The 22,103-nt window shown below is 41.8% G+C and carries 19 protein-coding genes; all 19 read left to right on the top strand.

From position 1 onward, the window contains the following. Positions 1-4,644: hypothetical protein (locus IJT21_11215; GenBank protein ID MBQ7578821.1), on the top strand; the 4,644-nt coding region annotated here is incomplete at its 5' end. 498 nt (positions 4,645-5,142) lie between these two features. Beyond that, the gene (locus IJT21_11210) at positions 5,143-6,126 is read left to right on the top strand and encodes a sugar ABC transporter substrate-binding protein (GenBank protein MBQ7578820.1); all 984 of its coding nucleotides are present in this window, start codon (positions 5,143-5,145) and stop codon (positions 6,124-6,126) included. Between the two features lie 77 nt (positions 6,127-6,203). Next, complete coding sequence (locus tag IJT21_11205) at positions 6,204-7,214, top strand: ABC transporter permease (protein MBQ7578819.1); 1,011 nt, start codon at positions 6,204-6,206, stop codon at positions 7,212-7,214. Continuing rightward, complete coding sequence (locus tag IJT21_11200) at positions 7,214-8,728, top strand: sugar ABC transporter ATP-binding protein (GenBank protein MBQ7578818.1); 1,515 nt, start codon at positions 7,214-7,216, stop codon at positions 8,726-8,728. Before IJT21_11205 ends, IJT21_11200 begins: the two co-directional genes overlap by 1 nt. 116 nt (positions 8,729-8,844) lie before the next feature. Further along, entirely contained in the window at positions 8,845-9,705 is an 861-nt protein-coding gene (locus tag IJT21_11195) for an ABC transporter permease (protein MBQ7578817.1), read from the top strand. Positions 9,706-9,731: 26 nt separating this feature from the next. After that, on the top strand, positions 9,732-10,652 hold the full coding sequence (locus tag IJT21_11190; protein ID MBQ7578816.1) for an amidohydrolase: 921 nt from the start codon (positions 9,732-9,734) through the stop codon (positions 10,650-10,652). A 182-nt stretch (positions 10,653-10,834) separates the two neighbouring features. After that, positions 10,835-11,857 carry a class II fructose-bisphosphatase gene (gene glpX, locus IJT21_11185; GenBank protein ID MBQ7578815.1) on the top strand — a complete coding sequence of 341 codons (1,023 nt, stop codon included), beginning with the start codon at positions 10,835-10,837 and terminating at the stop codon, positions 11,855-11,857. After that, positions 11,857-12,471 carry a DedA family protein gene (locus IJT21_11180; GenBank protein ID MBQ7578814.1) on the top strand — a complete coding sequence of 205 codons (615 nt, stop codon included), beginning with the start codon at positions 11,857-11,859 and terminating at the stop codon, positions 12,469-12,471. Before glpX ends, IJT21_11180 begins: the two co-directional genes overlap by 1 nt. Next, complete coding sequence (locus IJT21_11175; protein ID MBQ7578813.1) at positions 12,468-13,976, top strand: YifB family Mg chelatase-like AAA ATPase; 1,509 nt, start codon at positions 12,468-12,470, stop codon at positions 13,974-13,976. The genes IJT21_11180 and IJT21_11175 overlap by 4 nt, the downstream gene beginning before the upstream one ends. Before the next feature lie 88 nt (positions 13,977-14,064). Beyond that, on the top strand, positions 14,065-14,799 hold the full coding sequence (locus IJT21_11170) for an MgtC/SapB family protein (GenBank protein MBQ7578812.1): 735 nt from the start codon (positions 14,065-14,067) through the stop codon (positions 14,797-14,799). A gap of 45 nt (positions 14,800-14,844) precedes the next feature. After that, positions 14,845-15,909: a branched-chain amino acid aminotransferase gene (locus tag IJT21_11165; GenBank protein ID MBQ7578811.1), complete on the top strand. Its 1,065-nt coding sequence runs from the start codon at positions 14,845-14,847 to the stop codon at positions 15,907-15,909. After that, positions 15,900-16,700 carry a 4-diphosphocytidyl-2C-methyl-D-erythritol kinase gene (locus IJT21_11160; GenBank protein MBQ7578810.1) on the top strand — a complete coding sequence of 267 codons (801 nt, stop codon included), beginning with the start codon at positions 15,900-15,902 and terminating at the stop codon, positions 16,698-16,700. Before IJT21_11165 ends, IJT21_11160 begins: the two co-directional genes overlap by 10 nt. Before the next feature lie 418 nt (positions 16,701-17,118). Beyond that, positions 17,119-17,265, top strand: a complete 147-nt coding sequence (locus IJT21_11155; protein MBQ7578809.1) for a hypothetical protein — start codon at positions 17,119-17,121, stop codon at positions 17,263-17,265. Positions 17,266-17,795: 530 nt separating this feature from the next. Continuing rightward, positions 17,796-18,110: a 50S ribosomal protein L21 gene (gene rplU, locus IJT21_11150; protein MBQ7578808.1), complete on the top strand. Its 315-nt coding sequence runs from the start codon at positions 17,796-17,798 to the stop codon at positions 18,108-18,110. 6 nt (positions 18,111-18,116) lie between these two features. After that, entirely contained in the window at positions 18,117-18,449 is a 333-nt protein-coding gene (locus IJT21_11145) for a ribosomal-processing cysteine protease Prp (GenBank protein ID MBQ7578807.1), read from the top strand. After that, on the top strand, positions 18,446-18,730 hold the full coding sequence (gene rpmA / locus IJT21_11140; GenBank protein MBQ7578806.1) for a 50S ribosomal protein L27: 285 nt from the start codon (positions 18,446-18,448) through the stop codon (positions 18,728-18,730). Before IJT21_11145 ends, rpmA begins: the two co-directional genes overlap by 4 nt. 60 nt (positions 18,731-18,790) lie before the next feature. After that, positions 18,791-20,089 (top strand): GTPase ObgE, encoded by a 1,299-nt coding sequence (gene obgE / locus IJT21_11135; GenBank protein ID MBQ7578805.1) that lies wholly within the window; start codon positions 18,791-18,793, stop codon positions 20,087-20,089. Further along, entirely contained in the window at positions 20,086-20,682 is a 597-nt protein-coding gene (gene nadD, locus IJT21_11130; protein ID MBQ7578804.1) for a nicotinate-nucleotide adenylyltransferase, read from the top strand. The genes obgE and nadD overlap by 4 nt, the downstream gene beginning before the upstream one ends. A 6-nt stretch (positions 20,683-20,688) precedes the next feature. Continuing rightward, positions 20,689-22,062 (top strand): LCP family protein, encoded by a 1,374-nt coding sequence (locus tag IJT21_11125; GenBank protein MBQ7578803.1) that lies wholly within the window; start codon positions 20,689-20,691, stop codon positions 22,060-22,062. Positions 22,063-22,103 lie beyond the last annotated feature (41 nt).

The raw sequence follows: 22,103 nt of genomic DNA, 5'->3' as shown, positions 1-22,103 counted from the left end.
CCCCCCCCCCCCCCCCCTCACGCTGACCAGACAATAAACGGCAAAGCTATCGGAAGTGTTGATGACGTTGTCAGAGAAGTAAACGGCGGTGAACTCTCAATCCCTAAAAAAGGTCTTATCACACTAAGGGGCGGAGATTTCAACAGCAATACTTATATTGATGTATTCGCTTCAACATTCGGGGCAGACGCTGCAGCCTCTAACGCACGAAAAATTTTTACAACATATCCGGATTCAACAAAGGCAATTACTACATATACTGAAGTACCTAAGCTGGTTTTCTTCCCGGTAAGTAAACTTCGTGTGCCTGATTATCTTGGTGAACCTACGCCCTTACGCCCTGCAGTGTCGCGCAAACTCTATAACGGCAAGAGAGCTTTAATGTTTCATAATTTAGCACTTAACGGCGAATTTAAATATTACTTCAAGACTCTTTCTAACACTAGAAGCGCAGCTACAACCGGCATAACACCTGATAATCTCGTTAATTTAGTAAATATTTCGGATTTCGGCACATATACATCACCGGCGTTTTCTAATGCTGAAAAATGTATCAGGCAAATATACGGTGCAAATGTTATGTCAGTCAAAGGCTATGACCGCGAAATTTTTATAGCTGCTAACGGTGTCGTGAGGTCAAAGCAGAACATAATACGAAAATTTTTCATGAATAATGTTTATTACACGTTCGATTCTCAGAATGAAGTACGACTCGAATTTTTTGCCCTCAGTGCTGACAATCAAGGCACAATGACTCAGGAGCCTTTAACATCGCTGACTCATGAGACACCCTACAGAGGCCAGCCATATTTTATATCTACAGTTGTAGGAGATTTTGACGGAGATAAATACGATAATGAAGTAGCTTTAATTATAAACACTCGCACAGAAATTAGATTATTTGTTTACAGATTGAATTACTCTAACGGAAAATTGACGCTTGGATCTCTCGGCGATGCAAACGGAATCCAAGTTTACACAAGTGATAGATGGAGTGATTATTTAGACGAACAGCCTGTAACTGACATTGCAGCAGGAGATTTTGACGGAGACGGCAAGAAGGAAATCGCAATACTTTACAAGAGACCAAGACTAGCAACCGCACTCAAGAACGATAAAGGCTGGTCGATGGGGCCGACGGTGGGCGATGTAAATTGCGTTGTCTATCAATGGAACGCCGGCAAAATGGGATTCGACAGTGTAGAGACTTCTAAAGAATACAGCGGAGAAAAACTTAAAGACGCTTGGTATGATGATCTCCCTGAAGCATGGGCTACTACTGTTGTAGGACTGAGAGCTACTGCAGCAGACCTTGACGGAGACGGCAAAGACGAAATTGCCACAGTTCTGCTTGGTTATTATCACCATAAACAATGGGACGCAAAAATTAAGTTCTACAAATTAAGACGTGATGACGCTTATGTTTATCCGCACTTAACTGTATGGACATTCAACAGAAATTCAATAAAGCCTATTCATGATGACTCACACGTGAAGGGCGGAGTCGATAGCGGCGAAAATAGATATGATTTCGGCCCCCTGTATGAGCTCGTCAAGAATCAAACAAAACTTCTCGGAGATAAACCTTTCTTAGAGTATAGGCGCATATGGTACAATAAATTATACACAAGCAGAAATAAGAATGAAGGCACAAATCCAAACAATATAAAATATATGTATGCTCCACGCGAATTATCAATAGCAGCAGGCCCCTTCACCGGTAAAATCGGAACATTCAAGACAATTGATGATATTGCAATCTCATGGAGGGACAAAGACGGCAACGACTGTGTAACAATCTTCAAAACGAAATTAAACGCTAACAAACAATTTGACGGTTTTGAGGATGGAAAACTCGCGGTTAAAGATAAATCGTCTGCTAGTTCTGCCGGACAAGAAACATGGCGCGGACTCGTGGCCGTTGATATTGCAAGTGAAGGTGTAGAACTCGATAAACCTACTCACATAAAAACGAAAACAGCCAGAAATTATATAGCTGTCCTTAATGCAATTCCTTATCACGTCGACACAGTGAGCACAGACGGAAAAACTCTTTCAACACAACCCGTAAATTTCACGTTCAGCGATGGCGGGGACGGCAATATGAAAGTTTCATACGGAAAATCAACAGTTGACTCTACAACAAATACAGTAAAACAGGATTTAAGCCAGACAGTTGAAACAATGCTCGCAATCGACCCCAAAGCAGACGGAAAAGTTTGGGGAAAAGTTCAGGGTATAGCAATGCTTGCGTCGGCAGTAAGTGATATTGCAACCGGCATAAAATCAGGCGGAATGACTCCTAAAGATATGTTTGAGCAGGGAATACCGGAAAGCCCGCTCGGATGGCTGAATGATGCTGTAGGATTCTTTACGGACAAAATCGAAACAATTGACCAGCGCACGAACTCTAATACAACTACAACAACTATCGACAAAAATATTATAGCAACGACTCATGACGCAATTCTCTACACCGACACAGCTCGGCATATATGGCGTTATCCTGTCATGACAAGACCCCTCCCAATGTGGATGACTCTAGGCTCAAGAGTTGACTCGGTTACTGCAGCTCCTACATCATTAAGCGGCGACAAGCAAATTTTTGTAACGTTTACGATGAATGAAAATTCACAGCTTAACACTTCAAATTCTGCAAGCGATACACTTTATCAACCGCTTCATGAAGAGGGTAATTTTTTCTCTTATCCGTCGCAAATAGGTGATGTAGAAGGCTATAACGATGCTGGACTTCTTGCGGGCGTAAACACTTGGGCATTCAGCAGCGGAACAACAGATTTAACTATAATGAGATTCGAGCAGGCAGAAAAAAATATGCAGCACACCGAAAAGAGAGTTACTCCGAGCCCATTTACTATGACTACATCAGCCATTGACAGACTCATTAACGGGGATAACGCCTCACCTGTAGATATTCCTAATAGCGACAACCCCAAAACTTTCACGAAAGAATACAGCAAAACTGAAGGTATCAGCTTTAATTTGCAGGGAAGGTCAGACCTTTTCGCACAACATGCAGCGGGTCATACAGTTAAAATACAGCCTTTCGTCGCTAAAGAAGGAGCAATGACTCTCGGAACTGCTGTAGAACTCACAAGCACTAACAATGATACATTATGGGAATCAGGCAGCATATACCGCGAGAAAACAGACCCGGCTTTACTCCTTCCGATGAAATTTAACAGAGTAGGCAACTCATTTATACCTAACACTAACGAGAAATCAGCAACGAGAATCAGAGGAATCAAATTTTACATGCCTGATTTTGCGTTCTTGTCTGATAATAGGCTTGTGAGCGGACAAAAATATGAAATTCGCGTACCTATCTATAATGCGAGCTTCAAGGATACGGGAAATTTCAACGTGCGTCTTTCATGGGCAGCTGATAATACAATGACGGCTCAGAAAAATATTATCGGCACAACAACACTAAGTCTCAGCGGATGGAGCAACAATAATAACAACAACAAGGGAACAGCTATATTTGAATGGACACCCGACATTGCCCCGAACACACAGACGACTCCGCAATATTATTTCTATGTAGAAATTGATTACGACCACCAATTAAGCGAAGTCCACGAGGAACGCTATTCATCAGGAGGCACTATCAGCGATTACGGCGGAAATAACACGGGATTTTATCCATTTTACGTATCTAACCTTGATAATTCTAACATGACGGGAAGAGGGACTCTTCTTGCGAGTATTGCGGCTGCAGATGAAATACAGCTAAATTCTTTATACTTCACTGACGGCGACGACAACAGAATAAACGATATGGCAGCTTTCATGAACACACATAGCGAAGATTCATTTGTAACGGTAACAGCAAACTTCAATTATTCCGGGCCTGAAACAAATTATGCTTTCTTTGCAGGTTATGTGTTAACGCAGTCAGGCAAGCAAAAAATACCCAATGCCGGAATTAATACAATTGTAGACCTCGATAACCTCACCAGTGAAGATATTGATAACGTGTTCATGATTAATGATATTGCGCTATACAATGGAAGCAATAAAGTTACATTCACGTTCTCGCCGTCGGAGTTAATGGCCTCAGCAGATGAGATAATAGCTGCACAGGATTTAATTACGTTCGGTATAAAGATTATCACTGATGAAGAACTGCAGGATGACGAAGAATCTTACGAGGGCGAAGATCCGTTATTTGTGCTTGATGAAGTACCCGATGATGTTGTTGCAAATCCTACAGGAGAAATTTATACGTTGAGCGCAGATGAAGAAGTTTTCTGGAAGATTGCAAGTGTAAAATTTAACGGGAACACAGAAGACGATTTAAGCAGCTATCTTGACATCACAATTGACACTCCTAACGAGGACGAAACAATACCCGGCAATTACGGTAAAGAGGCTTATATAACAGTTACGTCAATAGCAGGTTACACACCTAAGGGAGATTTTGAGATAACTGTTCAGAAATCTATCGGAGACGACGAAAACATATGGACGGACGCAGGAGTTCTTAAATTCACAGCAGCAGACAATGACGGCAGCGAAGAGGAAGATATCAGCGTTAATGCACCTTCTTCGGGCGGAGGCTGTAATTTTGGCTTCACGTTATTTGCGTTGGGTCTTGCGTTAATTCTCAAGCGTAAGTAAGGAACTCTAAAATTTTGTAATATGCTCCGTAGTCTTTAATGGCTGCGGAGTTTTTTTGTACATAGCGACTCATAAAAAATGAAAAGAAGAGAGTATAGCAAATAGAAAAAATTACAAATAAAATATCTGTAAGTACAACATATAACATAATAATTTTGTTCAACGTTTTTACTTGATAGAACATTATTTATCCTATAAAATAAACGAAAATAAGCATTATAACACTTTATAATTATTTTGGGTAATATTAGTAAAACTATCTGCGGAGTCTGGTTGCATTAGGAGGTGAATTTCTCTTAATTTCCCGAAATAATTCTCGAAACAAGTATTAAGGTGACTTTATGATGTGTGTCATCTTGATTGCAGTTCATATTGATGTAAATGTTCTTTCACCGCAGAAAAGTCATATGCGTCATTAAATTTAATTTAGGAGGTTGTTTTTGGATGAATTCTAGCTTTAAGAAGGTCATTGCTCTTATGGTAGCAGCAATAATGGTTATGAACTTTGCAACGGTAGTATTTGCGGCGAGGGAAGATCCTGCGAGACAGAAGCCTACGCCTAGTAATAGCACTAAGAAGCGCATTGATATTTATGGCGGTGCTCCAGTGAAAATTGCTTACATTGCTCACGACATCGGTACTCCCAATAATCAAGGCTGGAAAGAGGGAATCGAACGCGAGTGTGCTTCATGGTCAAACATCAAAGTAGATTCTTATAGTGCGGAAGAGTCTGCTGAGAAACAAGTTCAGATTATGACTGATTGTATTAATCAGGGTTATAATGCGATAATTCTTCAGTGTTCTGACGGTACGGCACTTGCTCCTTCTGTGCGGCAGGCTGAAGAAGCTGGTATTCCGGTTATCACTTTAAATCTTGATTGCGCTAGTAATACAGTACACAGTGCACTTGTTATGGCTGTTGATTATGATGCGGGTCGTATGGCTGCTGATAAGATGGCCGAACAAATGGGCGGAGCTGGTGACATTGCTATAATTCAGGGTGTCCCCGGTTTAGCTCGTACTGATAATTTAGAGCAGGGATTCCGTGACACTATTGCGAAGTATCCTAACATTAAAATAGTAGCTGCTCAGACGGCTTCTTTCCAAAAGGATACAGCAATGACGGTTATGAACTCTTTTCTTCAGTCTTATCCTGATTTGAAGGGCGTTTTTGCTATTAACGATGCTATGGCTGAGGGAGCTGCACTGGCTGCAGAGTCCGCAAATAAGAAGGGACAAATTTGTATTTGGGGCGCTGATGGTGAAAAAGACGCACTTGCAATGATTGAGAACGGTTCTATGTCCGGAACAATTTATACTAACAGTTGGGACGAGGGTTCTACGGCTGCGAAAATAGCACTTCTGATGATCGGCTCTGAATATAGTTATACTGTTTTAACAGCGACTCCGAAAGTTATCATGGAACCTATTGTAGTTACTGCTGAAAACGTCAGCTCTATAGCTCCAGAAGATCGTTGGTAAGATATATTATGCAGGGTTGCCTTGTAGGTAGCCCTTTTCTTTTTATCTTTTCACATTAGAAAAGGAGGAAAACTAAATTGAAACAGCTTAGTCAGACAGCAATGCGCCGGCTTATCTCTATTATCATGCTAGCGGTCTTAGTCTGTCTCTTTACTATACTGGCTGGTTATGGTCAGGGTAAATTTTTTAACTTTGCTAATCTGATCGAGGTTGTTCGTGACGCTTCGATTCCTGCCATTATCGGTGTTGGCGTAACCTTTCTCATTATCACATCCGGAATTGACCTTTCTACAGGCAGTATGATGGCTCTAGTTGGTATGGTCATGGCTAATATTTATGAATATACGTTGTGGCCATTCAAAGTAATGGTGTTATTTGGTCTGCTTACCGGTTTGCTGTGCGGTCTAATTAATGGAATTATCGTCGCGAAATTGAATGTACCGGAATTTATTGGAACTCTTGCTACAATGAGCATTTTCAGGGCAATGACTTATATTATCGCTATTCGTAATGTGAACGGCGTAATTAAGAGTCAGGCGATGGATCATTCTGAATATGTTTGGCTGGGTACAGGTGTCGGAAAGTTTTATTATGTAATAATGGCGATGATTTTATTTATTGTCATAGGTCAAATTTTGCTTCGTTATACTCGTTACGGCACGAATCTTTATTCAGTGGGGGCGAATCGTAAAGCGGCTGTGCTGTCGGGTATCAATGTTGCAAAGACTCGTATAATTGCATACATGCTCACTGGTTTTGCTGTTGCAGTGGGTGCAGTTTTTACGACTGCAAGACTTCAGAGTGCTACTACAGCTATCGGCACAGATTTTGAATTCAGCCCTATTGCTGCTGCTGTAGTTGGAGGTGCTGCGCTTTCCGGCGGTTCTGGTGATGTTATCGGTACTCTAATTGGTGCTTTGTTTATGGCCACTTTGGAAAATGGAGTGCGTAAATTAGATATGAATACTTCATTCCAGTATATTATCAAGGGCATTATCATTATCGCTGTTGTAATTTTCGATGCAACTTATAAATCACGTATGGAACGAAGAGCAAGAGAACAGGGAGCGAAGGAGGGACTTGAATAATGGCAGGAAATACGATTCTTGAGGCTAAGAATATTTATAAAAGTTTTTCCGGTGTTCCAGTGCTTCAAGATGTCCATTTTGAAGTTAAAGTTGGAGAAGTACACGCTTTAATGGGCGAAAATGGTGCTGGGAAATCAACGCTAATAAAAATAGTAACGGGCGTTTACTCTAAAGACGAAGGACAAATTTACTGGGAAGGTAAGCCTGTTGAGATTAATAATTATCAGGACTGCCAAAAATTAGGGGTAGCTTGTATTTATCAGGAGCTTTCTGTAATTCCTCCGCTTACTGTTGCGCAAAATGTTTTCTTAGGTCGTGAGCCCCGTAATGGTCCATTTATTAACTACAAGAAAATGAATCAAATGACTCAGGAGCTTATCGACAAATATCAGTTCCCGCTGAAACCGACTACTATTGTTGATAATCTCGGCATTGGCCAGCGTCAATTGATTGAAATACTTAAGGGGTTATCACAAAATTCAAAGCTGCTTATCATGGACGAACCTACAGCATCATTATCGGGCAAAGAGGCAGAAATGCTCTTTCACATTATTCGTACATTGAGGGAGCAAAGTGTTTCAATAATTTATATTTCTCACCGTTTGGAAGAGGTTTATATGCTATCTGACAGGCTCACAATCCTTCGTGACGGTAAAAATGCGGCAGTGCTTGAGAAAGAGGAAATTATACCGGCTAAAGTCATTGAGACAATGATCGGCAAAGTTGTAGACGAATCTGCAGGTTCTAGAAAAATGTTACATTCTGATGATAGTAAACCTGTTCGCCTCGAAGTGAAGAACTTGACAGATAAAACAGATCGCTTCCGTAATATAAGTTTCCAAGTGCATAGCGGTGAGATACTTGGTTTAGGCGGGCTTATCGGTGCTGGGCGTACTGAAGTTGTGCGTGCGATATACGGCGTTGATAAAGCAGCTTCCGGCGAGGTCTTATTGAGCGGCAAAAAACTTAATCCGTCTCCTAAATCAAGCATTAAAGAAGGAATCGGCTTTGTTCCGGAAGATCGACGCAATCAAGGTTTTATCCCGTTATTGTCTACCACTAAAAATGTTGCTCTGACGAATTACGATATTGTGAAAATAAACGGTGTTGCTATTTCTGACAGTGATGAGTTAGCAATGAGCAAGCGTGCTATTGAGACTATTGATATTCGTCCTTCAGATCCTGATAAACAAGTCGGAGTCATGTCCGGCGGAAATCAGCAAAAAGTTGTTCTCGGCAAGTGGTTAATGAGAAATCTAAAATTGTTGATTGTCGATGAACCTACTGCAGGTATAGACGTTGGAGCAAAAGACGAAATTTATTCGATCTTGGAGAGACTAGCTAATGAGGGAGTAGCTGTCATTGTCGTAACATCAGACTTGCAAGAATTATTGCGTGTTTCTCATAGGATACTGGTAATGAGAAAAGGCAACATTGTCAAAGAATTTAAAAATGTCGAAGTCACCCAATCCATGGTGCTCGCTGCCGGTCAGGGTGTTCAGGAGGAGAAATAAAAATGAACAAAATCAACTGGAGCAAGTATTCTAAGCCCATTATTTTGCTGTGCTTTATTCTGATTCTGTCGATTTTAAGGCCTAAAGCATTTTTGTCGCTGAATAATTTTAGTAATGTGCTTTGGTCAGTGTCAGTTATTGGAATCATGGTCAGCGGCACAATATTTGTTTTCTTGATGGGCGGTATTGATCTTTCAATCTCAACATTGTGTGCTTTTACGGCTGTTGTAGTTGTTGAGGTGACTCACATGATGGGTGATACACAAACAGCTGTTACTGTAGGTGTAATTGCTGCACTTTGTACCGGTGCTGCAGCGGGTTTGCTTCATGGTTTCATAATTACGACGTTCCGTATTCCTGCATTCCTCGTAACATTTGCGAGTCAAAGTATTTTTCTCGGGCTGGCTATGGTTTTGACGAATAATAAAATTATCAGTTGTACTGTGCCTGCGTTTACTGCGATTGGTGCTAAGAAAATTTTGGGATTTCCTATGCCTGTATATTTTATGCTGATTATTGCAGTTATTAGCTGGTTTTTGCTGCGTAAGACTGTATTTGGCCGTTACGTTTATGCAGTTGGAGGTAACCCGGTTGCTTCTGAAATTTCCGGTATAAACGTTAAGAAAATGACAATTATCTGCTATATTTTGTCTGGTCTTACTACGGCACTTGGCGGCATTGTTTTAGCTTCTATGACACAGCAGGCTTCTTCTTCATTGGGCTCAGGTTATACTAATGATGTAATCACTGCGGGTGTAATTGGCGGTGTCTCGTTGTTAGGCGGTGAAGGTACAGTACCCGGCGCGATTTTTGGTGCTGTGCTTATGGGATTGTTGAATAACGGTTTAAATCTTATGTCAGTGCCGTCTACTCATGCAGGACTTGTCAAAGGTTTAGTTATCATTATAGCAGTTGCCTTTGATGCTATGCAGCACGCTGACCAGTCGAGAAAGAAAGTAAAAAAGGTCAAGGCTTAATAAGGAAAGGAGAATCATAATATAACATGAAGAAAATTGATGCACATCTTCACCTTGCTAAAGTACTTGCGGGTTATTGCCGGCGTGGGGAACTTCGTGCTATTGGTGACGGTAAAGCACAGTGGGGAAGCGGTGAAGTCTTTCAACTTTTGCCCACTACAGGCGAGTATGGAGACAAAAATTTTACAGCGGAACAAGCCTTAGCTATCATGGATAAAAACGAGGTTGAGCGCGCTGTTTTAATGAATGGCAGCATGTACGGTCTTCAAAATATTTATCATGAAGAGATTTTGGACAAATATCCGGATCGTTTTTGTCCGTCCTGCGAAGTTGATCCCTTTATGACAAATCACATGGAAGTATTAACACGCTTCTTTGAGGAGAAACACTTTCATTTGGCAAAATTTGAGGTTAGCTCTGGAGGAGGTTTAATGGGGTGTCATGATCCTTTTGATCTTTCCGGAGACCGCATGATGGAAATTTATAAACTAGTTGAGAAAAATAACGGCGTTGTTGCGCTTGATGTCGGCGATATTGATATGGAAAGTCATCAAACAGCTGCTCTTATGAGAATTGCAGACCGTTGTCCGGATTTGAAGCTGGTTATCTGTCATCTACTTGCACCTATGCGCACAAAAAAGCGTGAATGGATCGCAGAACTTAATATGCTTAGTCAAGCAAATATCTGGTTTGATATAGCAGCGATGCCAAAGATTATGTCTCCGGATTCTTATCCGTATTCAGAAACTGTAAAGTATCTTTCTGAAGCTGCACACATTGTAGGCGTAAATAAATTGATGTGGGGTACTGATGCACCATATGCAGCTACTCAGGACACTTATGAACATCTTACTGATTATCTCTCGAAATCAAATGAGTTCACGCAGAGAGAATTGGAAGATATTTATTACAATAATGCGAAGGCCGTTTATTTTCCTAACAAATAATTTGCTGTCTTTCTGAATCAAGAGTACTAGTTTGGGGAGTTGTAACTTAACTGCGACTCCCTTTATTTATAATGTCATTTACTTTCCGCAAATGTTTAAGTGTAATTGCATACAAGTTTTTTGCGCTCTTGTTATATAATCACGCCATCACATAATAAATCTTCATGGAGGCAATAAATTAAATGGCATTATTCGCGCGAGATAAAAATTTAGCTATGGAGCTTGTAAGATCCGCAGAAGCAGCAGTAATGGCATCAGGCCGGTGGTTTGGACTCGGCGACAAAAACGAAGTCGACCGCGCAGCAGTTGAAGCAATGAGATACGTTCTTCATGGTGTCGCGATGAAAGGCGTTATCGTAATCGGCGAGGGAGAAAAGGACGAAGCACCAATGTTATTTAACGGCGAAGAAGTCGGAACAGGTGAAGGCCCAGAAATGGATATTGCTGTAGATCCCATTGACGGCACACGATTAATGGCACAAGGTCAAGACGGCGCAATAAGTGTAATTGCAGCAGCACCAAGACACTCAATGTTCAGCCCGGAAGATTTATTTTACTTGAACAAAATAGTAACAGGTCCGGAAGCAGCAAGCTACATCGATATTCAAGCACCAATTGAATTTAACGTTAGAATCGTAGCTAAAGCAAAAGGTAAAGCCATTCACGAAACAACAGTAGTAATGCTCGACAGACCCCGCAATCATGAAATTTTAGAGAAAGTCCGCGCAATGGGTGCAAGAATAAGACTCATCGGTGATGGTGATGTTGCAGGCGCATTAATGACGAGTCTTCCCGGCCATGAAACAGCTGATTTATTACTGGGAATCGGCGGATCTCCTGAAGCTGTTATTACGGCTTGTGCGATGAAATGTCTTGACGCAAATATGCAGTGCCAGCCCTATTTTAGAAATAATGAAGACGAAGCAAAAGCTAAAGCACGGGGACTCACACGAGATACAGTTTTGACAATTGACGATTTAGTGAAGAGCGACAATGTATTTTTTGCGGCTGCTGGAGGTTCTGACGGCGATTTATTGAAAGGCGTACACTATCACGGCGCGCACATTGAGACAAATTCACTTTGTATGCGCGGAAGTTCCGGGACAATTAGATATATTTCTGCTGTCCACTCACAAAAGAAACTTGCGGAAATGGGCGGAAATATCGCTTATGATCCTACAGTTAGGGAGGCAGGCTCACTATAATGCATATTTTAAGCTCGTTAACTGCTTGGCTTGTCGATACAATTGGTAAAATGGGTTATACCGGTATAATTTCGCTGATGTTCCTTGAGTCTTCGTTTTTCCCGTTTCCCAGTGAAGTTGTAATGCCTCCTGCCGGTTATCTTGCGTGGAAGGGTGAAATGTCGTTATCTCTTGTGTTAATTTCCGGAATCGCGGGGAGTCTTCTGGGTGCGTTATTTAATTATTGGATAGCTGTCAAACTTGGACGGCCGTTATTAATTAAATATGGCAAATACTTTTTTATCTCGCAGGAAACTATAGACAAGGCCGAGAAATTTTTTCAGAAGCATGGACACATAAGCACGTTTGTATGCCGATTACTGCCGGGGATTCGTCAATATGTTTCACTTCCTGCAGGACTCGCAAGAATGCCGCTTAAACCATTTTGCATTTATACGGGACTCGGTGCTGGGATATGGGTATGTGTCTTAACTTTTGCGGGATATTTGCTCGGTGAACATCAAGAACTGTTAAAGCAGAATTTACACACAATAACACTTGCATGTATCGCAATAGCAGTAATAACGACAGCAATATATTATTTCATCACTAAAGCGAGAAAAAATAAATCATGAGCGGAATCCCCGGAGTAACGTTAAGAGGTATGGAAGCTCTGCCCGTTGAAGTCGAAGTAGAAATCACCGGCGGACTTTTTTCCGTGTCAATTGTAGGTATGCCGGATTTAGCAGTAAAAGAATCACGAGAAAGAGTCCGTGCTGCTTTGCGTTCGTTGGGCTTAAATCTGAAGGGCAGAGTCTCTATAAATCTTGCTCCTGCTGATATTCCCAAAGAAGGCGCGTTACTTGATTTACCGATAGCTTTATCGATCATGACAGCATTAGGCGCGTTAAAAAATTGTCCGAGAGCTTTATATATGGGAGAGCTTGCACTTGACGGCCGATTAAGACGTGTAAGGGGTGCAGTTCCGGCAGCTTTCCTCGCTAAAAAAATGGGCGTTCCCTTATATATTCCGCGTGAAAATGCTGATGAAGTCGCACTCGTTAAAGGCGTTGAAGCATATTGTGCCGATAATTTAGCAGAATTACTTTATATGCTGATAGGAGAAGAACCGCCGAAACCTTTGCCCCCCGCTTTTATTCCAGATTTGCCGGTTAACGCAGATCCCGATTTTGCAGACGTTAAGGGACAGACTCAAGCACGACGGGCAGCAGAAATCGCAGCAGCTGGACATCATAATTTATTATTGGTAGGCTCACCAGGAAGCGGAAAAACTTTAATCGCTAAAGCACTTCGGGGAATCTTACCGCCATTAACAGATGATGAACTTGTAGAAACTCTTTTAGTTCGCAGCACTCTGGGAATGCCTGTGAGTCCCGGCCGTGAAAGACCATTCAGAACAGTACATTTCAGCGCAAGCACCGTATCAATTTGCGGAGGAGGAAATAATTTGCGTCCTGGTGAAGTCTCATTAGCTCATAGAGGCGTATTATTTCTCGACGAGTACACAGAATTTAGACGCGATTTAACAGAGAGTCTGCGCGCACCTATTGAAGACGGAATTATAACAGTCAGCAGAGCCGCCGGAAGTGTTGAATATCCTTCAAGAGTTTTGCTCGTGTTAGCTGCTAATCCATGTCCGTGCGGTTATGCGGGAGATCCTGTAATCCCGTGTAAATGTAATTCAGGCGATATTGAACGTTACAAACGCAAATTATCAGGCCCCATTATGGACAGAGTCGATTTACAAGTAAGTGTGCCGAGATTGACTCCTGATGAGTTATTATCGCTTGACAACAAAGGCGAGCCCCCCGAATCAAGTGCAGTTATCCGCGAAAGAGTCATTAAAGCACGTAAGATTCAACAAGAACGCTGGAAAGAGTACGGGATCGTCTGTAATGCAGAATTACCAGAAAAGCTCGTGAAAAAATTTTTGACTCTTCCTGATGACGCGCGCTCATTTCTTGCAAATATGGCAGCAAAATTAAATTTGTCCGGGCGGGGCTTGAGCAGGACTCTAAAAGTTTCAAGGACTATTGCAGATTTGGCCGGCGACGAGTCAATCACGAAAAAGCACATTGCAGAAGCTCTTACGTTCAGACAAGGCTATGCACGCAGATAAAAGAATGACTCTAAACTATTAAACACGTTCTGCAAAATTATTTTATTACACATCACACTCAAATAAAATTTCGGAGATGAATATATCAATGTCAAATAATCCTTTCTTTAATGACCCGATTGCAAATTTTCTCGGCTCGTGGTCAGTGAATATTAATATTTATTCTGTATTATTTCGTATATGCCTCGTCGTAATTTTTTCTGCGATTATAGGCTGTGAACGTTCAAGCAAGAGACATTCTGCCGGACTCAGAACATTTATAATTGTTTCGCTGGCTTGTGCTGTGTCTGCAATGATTGATATTTGCGTCATTGTGCACAGTCATGAAGGTTTTGCGGTAATTTCTGCGGCGGCTATCGTGTCAGTTGCGATGATAAGCGGAAATTTTATTTTGTTCAGCTCTAAGAGTCAAATCAAGGGCTTGACAACTTCTGCGGGACTCTGGGCTTGCGGTATAATCGGACTTGCGGCAGGGTCTGGATTCTATACTATTACACTAATTGCATTTGTCGCGCTCCTGTGCTGCATTTCCCAACTTCCATTTATCGAGACAGTATTAAAGGATAGATCCAACCATTTTGAGATTCATTTAGAGTTAAATAACAGCTCAAACCTTCAAGATTTTGCTGCTACGATTCGGAAATTAGGACTCAAAATTGATGACATCGAGTCAAATCCTGCATATGCAAATTCGGGCCTTAGCGTTTATTCAGTGTCTATGACAATTAACGAGCGAGATTTTGAACGTTATAAGAAACATAGTGATATTATAGAAGCGTTAAGGTCTCTCGATTATATTCACTATATCGAAGAAATGAATTAAAATATTGTATCTACAATTTTTACAGGACAAGGAGAAATTTTTATTATGCAGATAAGCATCACAAAGAATCCTAACCCCGGCACAATGCCTCCGAGCGATAAATTAGGTTTCGGATCAATCTTCAGCGATCATATGTTCATGATGGATTATACCGACGCTGAAAAATGGCACAATGCGCGTATAGTTCCTTTCGGGCCGATACCGATTAATCCTGCTGCGAGCGTTTTACATTACGCAAATGAAGTCTTCGAGGGCATGAAAGCATATCGATGGGCAGATGGCAGCATTCATTTATTCAGACCGATGGAGAATGCAAAGCGAATCAATATTTCAGCTGAAAGAATAGGACTCCCGCAAATCCCTAATGATATTTTTGTCGAGGCCGTGCGCGAGGTCGTGAAAGTTGATAAAAACTGGGTGCCTTCAGGTGAAGGAACGTCATTATATATTCGCCCGTTTTTGTACGCGATAGATCCTGAATTAGCGTTACATGGGATTCATCAAGCTACGTTTGTGATAATTCTTTCACCTAGTGCGAGCTATTTTGCAGAAGGAATCAAGCCCGTTAAAATTATGCTCGAAACCGAAGACGTTCGCGCAGTAAGAGGCGGAACAGGTTACACAAAGTGCGGAGGAAATTACGCAGCCAGCAACCGCGCAGGAGACAGAGCAATGGAAAAAGGTTATTCGCAAGTTCTATGGCTTGACGGAGTACACCGCAAATATATTGAAGAAGTCGGCGCAATGAATGTAATGTTCAAGATTAACGGCGTTGTTGTAACTCCTTCACTTGAAAACGGTTCAATCTTAGGCGGCATTACTCGTAAATCGTGCTTAGAAGTGCTCAAAAAATGGGGCATTCCCGCAGAAGAAAGACTCTTAAGCGTCGATGAATTAATCGAGTCAGCAGCAAACGGCAAATTAGAGGAAGCATTTGGAACAGGAACAGCAGCAGTTATTTCACCAATCGGCGAGCTTGCATATCAGGACAAGAAATATACAGTAAACGACTTCAAGATCGGCCCGGTTGCGCAAAAATTATATGACGAGCTGACCGGAATACAATGGGGCAAGAGGCCGGACCCGTTTGGGTGGACTGAATGCGTATAATTCTGCCGACGTTCGCAAAATTAAATCTGACTCTCAGAGTCATTAACAAGAGGCCCGACGGTTATCATAATCTTGTGTCAACGTTCTTGAAGATTCCTTCAGGCGACGTGCTTTACATCTCCGAATCTACAGCAAATATTGACATTGTAAACGCGAATATAAGCATAATCGGCGAAAATATAATCTCTAAGGCTCTGAGAATTGCGCGTGAAGAGGGATTCAAGATTCCCTATTTGAACGTGAAGATTCATAAAAGCATTCCTCCGGGATCCGGACTCGGTGCAGGTTCAGGCAATGCGGCGGCGATATTAAAATTTTTCGGTGCAGAAAGAGTCGCAGCTAAAGTCGGCGCGGATGTTCCGTTTTTGTGTTCAGATTTAAATATGGCTCTTGTTGCGGGAATAGGCGACCAGATCGAAAGAGTTACATATCAGCAAATTCACGGCGTTATTGCGATTCCTGACTGGAAGACTGACACAAAAGCGGCTTATAAAGAACTTGACGAACTCGAAGAAGGACACGGCTTTGATATTTTGCTTGCACGCACAGAATTGCGGGATATTTATCATGCAAACGCGGGGGCAGGACTCAAAGTCGGATTATTGCCTAATGATTTTCTGAAAGTGTTGATAAAGACTCACCCGAAATATAATGAGTTATTCAAAATGTTTGAGTCATCAGGTGCAGGAGCATGGGGACTCACGGGTTCAGGGAGTGCGGCATTTGCTGTGTTGAAGGAGTCTGTAAAATTTAATTGGCCGAGTTACATTAAGAACGTTTTATATTTCTAGTAAATAAAAAATTTCTGCGGGCTGCGTGAGATATTTTTCTTGCGCGGCTCGTTTTTTTGCGTGAAAAATTTTGTGAGTGAATCGTTGCGTTAATAAAAAATTTTTCTTTGCGAGTGTTTATGAGTGTTGAAAAATTTGCGAGTTTTTGTAGTTGTAAATGTAGTTGTAAAAAATTTTTTCTCTCGTGAATGAATAAATTTGTGAATGTTAATATATTATAACACTATTGCGGAGTAAAAATTTTGTCGTGCGGGCGGGTGGGCAGAACGAATTATATGCGTCAGAATACACCCGCAGCTTTGTTTATTGGCACAATCGCGAGTAAAAATTTTAATTATTCACAGAGGGAGACCCAGTGAGCAAACAGGGACTCTACAGCCGAAAAGGGGATCTGCCCTGTAGAAGGTTGGTGAACGCAATGCCGAAGCAACATAAAGGCAAGAAGCGCGCCAGTAAAAACAAAAAGCAGCGACGTGATTTCCTCGCCGGATTACATCATGCTCTCGCTGCTCTTTATTATTTTGTGAAGCTTATCCTGACTTTGTTAGGTAAGTCGATCGGATAAACTGGCGATTTAATTTCGTAAGGGGATAAAAGCTAACTCCCTCCGCTCCCCTTGTTAATATTCTATCACAAAAATTTTCGTCTGATATAATTATTCACAGAGGGAGCCCCGGATGCAGTGCAGGGCTCATCGTCCAACGGGGAGCCGCCCTGTAGAAGTGAGGTGAAATGCGGATGTCTTCACGTAAAGGCAGTAAGCGCACCAGTACGCAAAAACAGCGGCGTTCAATCCTTGGCCGGATTCGAGACTTTGCCGCTGCTATGTACTGGGTGTTGAGGCTTATCCTTCTTTTATGGGATAGGTTTGTCCGATAAGGACTTAACTCACTAGTTTTATTTTTCATAGGGGATAAAAGCTAACTCCCTCCGCTCCCCTTGTTAATAATATTTTATCACAAAAATTTTTTATTTATTCACACAAAATTTGCGCAATCTGTTATAATTTCTGACATCATATAAACGCTTGACAAGGGCATTTGTTAATCACGCAAAAAGTGAGCCTTTATCAGCGAAGGAGGAAATTTATTTATCATGTATGCAGTAATCGAGACAGGCGGCAAACAATACCGCGCAAGTGTCGGCGACAAATTTAGAGTTGAAAAATTGCCCGGCGAAACAAGTACAGAAATCGTATTTGACAAAATTTTAATGGTAGCTCCTGATGAAGGCGAAGCAAAATTCGGCGCACCCTACGTAGATGGCGCAAGAGTTACAGCAGAAATCGTCAAGCAGGCTAGAGCAGATAAAGTTCTTGTGTTCAAGTATAAGAGCAAGAAAAATATCCGCAAAATGCAAGGCCATAGACAGTATTTCACTGAAGTAGTAATAAGGAATATCGAAGCATAAAAAATTTTGATTCGGGTAAAATTATTTTTTCACGACGAAAATTTATTAACTGGCATTGAGTGCAGCGGTCATTCAGGTTCAGCAGAAAAAGGTCATGACATTATCTGTGCGGCTGTGTCGGTTCTAATGCAATCGCTGATGTTAGGACTCGAAGACGTTGCACAGCTCAAAGACGCAAATTTTACAGTTGACGCAAAGACACCTTTAATGCGCGTAACTTGGCCGGTTAATGAATGCGATAGAATTTCGGTTTTGACTCGCACAATTTCAGAATCGTTAAAGCAAATCGCCCGTGATAATCCCGATTATGTAAAAATTATTTCGGAGGTCAGCAAATGAAATTTTTTGATTTACAGTTTTTCGCACACAAAAAGGGGCAGGGAAGCTCAACTAACGGACGCGACAGCCAGCCCAAATATCGCGGAATTAAAGTTTTCGCAGGTCAGACAGTCAACGCCGGAAGTATTCTCGTTCGTCAGTGCGGGACAAAAGTTCACCCCGGCAAGCATGTAGGACTCGGACGCGATTTCACGTTATTTGCGTTAGTTCCCGGCAAAGTCAGCTATCACACAAGGCAGAGCAGAAAATTTGTATCTGTTGAGCCCGTCGAAGCTGAATAAATGCACAAAGATTTTCATCATATGCCCCTGATTTAGCGGGGGTTATTTTTTTATCGAGACATGAAATTTGTAGACTTAGCAGAAATTTTTATCAAAGCAGGCCGCGGCGGTAATGGCGCAATGAGCTTCAGACGTGAAAAATTTGTACCTAAGGGCGGCCCGGACGGTGCTGACGGAGGCAAGGGCGGAGATGTCATTATTGAGGCTGTCGGCGGTATAGTTACTCTTGCAGACTTTGAATACAATAAACGCTTTCAGGCAGGTAACGGCGGGCACGGTTCGGGAGCTTTACGGACTGGCGCAAACGGTGAAGATCTGAAAATTTTTGTGCCTTGCGGGACTCTCTTGCGCGATTCAGAAAATAATATCCTCGCTGATTTGACAGAACCGGGACAAACTTTTATAGCTGCTCACGGCGGTAAAGGCGGACGAGGCAACACACATTTTGCAAGCTCACAAAGGCGCGCTCCCAAATTCGCGGAAAAAGGCGATCCAGGCGAAGAAAAAAATTTAATCCTCGAATTGAAATTAATTGCTGATGTAGGACTCGCAGGTTTTCCCAACGCAGGAAAGTCAAGCATTTTAGCAGCTATTAGCGGAGCCAAGCCCAGAATCGCCGGTTATCCTTTCACGACTTTAACGCCTAATTTAGGAGTTCTAGCGGTTGATGATGCTCAAGTTGTAATAGCTGATTTGCCCGGATTAATTGAGGGTGCTCACGAGGGAAAAGGACTCGGACTTCAATTTTTGCGCCACGTTGAGCGGACAAGAATTTTACTGCATGTAATTGATTTATCGCAAAATGACCCTGTTGCAAATTTTGACGCGCTGTTAAACGAGTTCAAGCAGTACGGAGCAGATTTATATAACCGGCCTTGCATTGTTTTGGGAAATAAAATCGACATTGAAGGCACTCAAGAAAATTCAAATATTTTGCGTGATTATGCAGAAAAATTAAATATGCCCTACATGAGCGTAAGTGCTTTGACAGGCGAAAATATACCGGAATTAATAAAACGTGTGGCAGAACTCGTGCGCAAGACTCCAGCCGTTAAATTATTGGACTACGACGCAGATAAAATTATAGAATTACCCATGAGAAAACGTCCGGCCAAGTCAAGTAAAGCACCCGTTAATATAATCAGACTCGCTGACGGTTCATTTAGAGTCCAGCACGAAAATTTTGAGAAGTCTGTATCACGCATTAATTTCGATCACGAGGACGCATTGAAAAAATTTGCAGGTCTCTTGAAGGCTCTCAAGATAGAAGAAGCATTAGAGGCTGCCGGAGCTCGTGAGGGCGATAAAATTTACATAGGCGACGAAGAATTTAGCTTTGAGCCTGACATAATCTCATGAGAACAGGAATAATGGGCGGCACATTTGATCCGATTCATTACGGGCATTTACTCGCCGCAGAAGAAGCAAGACGAATATTGAATCTCGAACGCTTAATATTTGTACCGACGGGAGATCCCCCGCACAAGATTAATAATCGCGTTACACCTGGTGAAGACAGATACGCAATGACTCTATTAGCTACAGCAGGCGTGCTTGAGTATTCAGTTTCGCGCACAGAAATTGACCGCAAAGAGTCTTCATATACTGTAGACACGTTAAGAGAGTTCGTGCAGTCAGGCATTAACCCGGAAGATTTATTTTTCATCACAGGACTTGACGCAATGTTATCAATTACATCATGGTTTGATTACGAGAAAATCCCGACTTTATGCACACTTGTAACAGCAAGAAGACCCGGCTACCCTGTCAGCGGAATAGAAAAACTCCCTAAATTTATTCGTGATGATTTAAAATATATAGAGATTCCGCAGTTCGCAATATCAAGCACTGAAATTCGCGAGCGGGTCAAAGTCGGTAAGGGAATAAGATTTCTTGTGCCTCACTTGGTAGAAATTTATATAATGTCAAATAATTTATACAGAGGTGATTAACATAATATGAGAGTACTAAAAATTTTAGGAATTGTATTCACTATAATTGCATCATTAATCGGCGGTGCTACAGTTAAATTGCTCGAGGTCTGGAACGATCCGAATATTTTGCCTCTTCCCGCTTCAAGAACGAGAGAGACAAGACAACCGACTCAGCCCGGCAGCGTTTCAGCAGACTCAGAGCTCGCAGTTTCCGGACAACGAGAGCAGGAGGCCGCAAAAGGTTCTGTAAATGTCTTAATCGTCGGACTTGATAACGTTGATGGAGCTTCACGCACTGACGCTATAGCACTTGCAATTTTTGACGCTGATAATATGGGCTTGCGGATTGCTTCAATACCGAGAGACTCGCGCGTTTACATTCCGGGGCGCAGCTGGGACAAGATTAATCATGCTTATGTTTACGGCGGAATTAATTTATTACGTGAGACACTTGTTAATTTGACGGGACTCCCGATTGATTATTTCGTGAAGATAAATTATAAAAGTTTCCCGCGAATTATTGACATGCTCGGCGGAGTTGATATTTACGTCGAGAAAAAATTATATTACACCGATTATTCCGGAAAATTATTTATAAATATTCCCAAAGGACAGCAGCACATGGACGGAAAAACGGCGCTCGGTTATGTGAGATTTAGGCATGATCCTTTAGGCGATATAGGGCGCGTTCAGAGGCAGCAGAAATTTATTGACATAATCATGAAAAAGTTAAAATCGCCTTCGATAATTCCAAAGATTCCCGGACTTGTCAGTGAAGTAATGGACGCAGTTGACACGGATCTTGCACCGTTAGAGGCGTTAAAATTATTGCAGTTCGCTAATTCTTTGACTCCTGACAGAATAAAAATGTTCATGGCTCCCGGAAAATCAGGTTTCAGCAAAAATATTAGTTACTGGATTCTCGACAATGCAGCATTTTCCGCGCAGTTATCAGCAAAATTTACGCCCGCAAACGAAGATTTACAGGCAGCAAACGCAGGACTTGATTTAACCGAGAGACCGGAGAGCACAAATAATTCATCAGGTTTAGACAGCAATAAAATCGCAGAGTTACGCAGCCAAATTTTAAGCATAAGAATACTTAACGGCGACGGCGAAAAAGGAATCGGCAAGAGGGCAGCTCAAATTTTCCAGCGAATCGGAATAGAAGTCCCCTACACCGGCAACGCAAGACACTATGACTATAGATATTCAAGCATAATTTACCCGCCAAACGCAGACGAAAATGTGAAGCAGGGTGCAAAGGCTTTAGCAGAATTATGCGGAATCACAAACGAAAGATTAATACAGCAGGACAGCCGGGCAACGTCAATAACTCTTATAATCGGTCATGACAAAGAAGAATTATTTACGCGTCTAAACGGTCTGAACTCATAAGAAAATTTTTCCCCGTGCGAGTGTGTACGGGGTTTATTTAT

Source organism: Synergistaceae bacterium, from assembly GCA_017443945.1.
Classification (GTDB): Bacteria; Synergistota; Synergistia; order Synergistales; family Aminobacteriaceae; genus JAFUXM01.
Note: the sequence above shows the minus strand (reverse complement) of the source record. Positions and strands in the feature narration are given on the sequence as shown.

Excerpts from the sequence above, each read along its gene's own strand:
- IJT21_11125 (MBQ7578803.1), top strand. The coding sequence starts at position 20,689 with ATGAGAGTACTAAAAATTTTAGGAATTGTATTCACTATAATTGCATCA.
- IJT21_11165 (MBQ7578811.1), top strand. The coding sequence starts at position 14,845 with ATGCAGATAAGCATCACAAAGAATCCTAACCCCGGCACAATGCCTCCG.
- IJT21_11190 (MBQ7578816.1), top strand. The coding sequence starts at position 9,732 with ATGAAGAAAATTGATGCACATCTTCACCTTGCTAAAGTACTTGCGGGT.
- IJT21_11175 (MBQ7578813.1), top strand. The coding sequence starts at position 12,468 with ATGAGCGGAATCCCCGGAGTAACGTTAAGAGGTATGGAAGCTCTGCCC.
- IJT21_11200 (MBQ7578818.1), top strand. The coding sequence starts at position 7,214 with ATGGCAGGAAATACGATTCTTGAGGCTAAGAATATTTATAAAAGTTTT.
- IJT21_11180 (MBQ7578814.1), top strand. The coding sequence starts at position 11,857 with ATGCATATTTTAAGCTCGTTAACTGCTTGGCTTGTCGATACAATTGGT.
- IJT21_11160 (MBQ7578810.1), top strand. The coding sequence starts at position 15,900 with ATGCGTATAATTCTGCCGACGTTCGCAAAATTAAATCTGACTCTCAGA.
- obgE (MBQ7578805.1), top strand. The coding sequence starts at position 18,791 with ATGAAATTTGTAGACTTAGCAGAAATTTTTATCAAAGCAGGCCGCGGC.
- rplU (MBQ7578808.1), top strand. The coding sequence starts at position 17,796 with ATGTATGCAGTAATCGAGACAGGCGGCAAACAATACCGCGCAAGTGTC.
- nadD (MBQ7578804.1), top strand. The coding sequence starts at position 20,086 with ATGAGAACAGGAATAATGGGCGGCACATTTGATCCGATTCATTACGGG.
- IJT21_11210 (MBQ7578820.1), top strand. The coding sequence starts at position 5,143 with ATGAACTTTGCAACGGTAGTATTTGCGGCGAGGGAAGATCCTGCGAGA.
- rpmA (MBQ7578806.1), top strand. The coding sequence starts at position 18,446 with ATGAAATTTTTTGATTTACAGTTTTTCGCACACAAAAAGGGGCAGGGA.
- IJT21_11170 (MBQ7578812.1), top strand. The coding sequence starts at position 14,065 with ATGTCAAATAATCCTTTCTTTAATGACCCGATTGCAAATTTTCTCGGC.
- glpX (MBQ7578815.1), top strand. The coding sequence starts at position 10,835 with ATGGCATTATTCGCGCGAGATAAAAATTTAGCTATGGAGCTTGTAAGA.
- IJT21_11155 (MBQ7578809.1), top strand. The coding sequence starts at position 17,119 with ATGCCGAAGCAACATAAAGGCAAGAAGCGCGCCAGTAAAAACAAAAAG.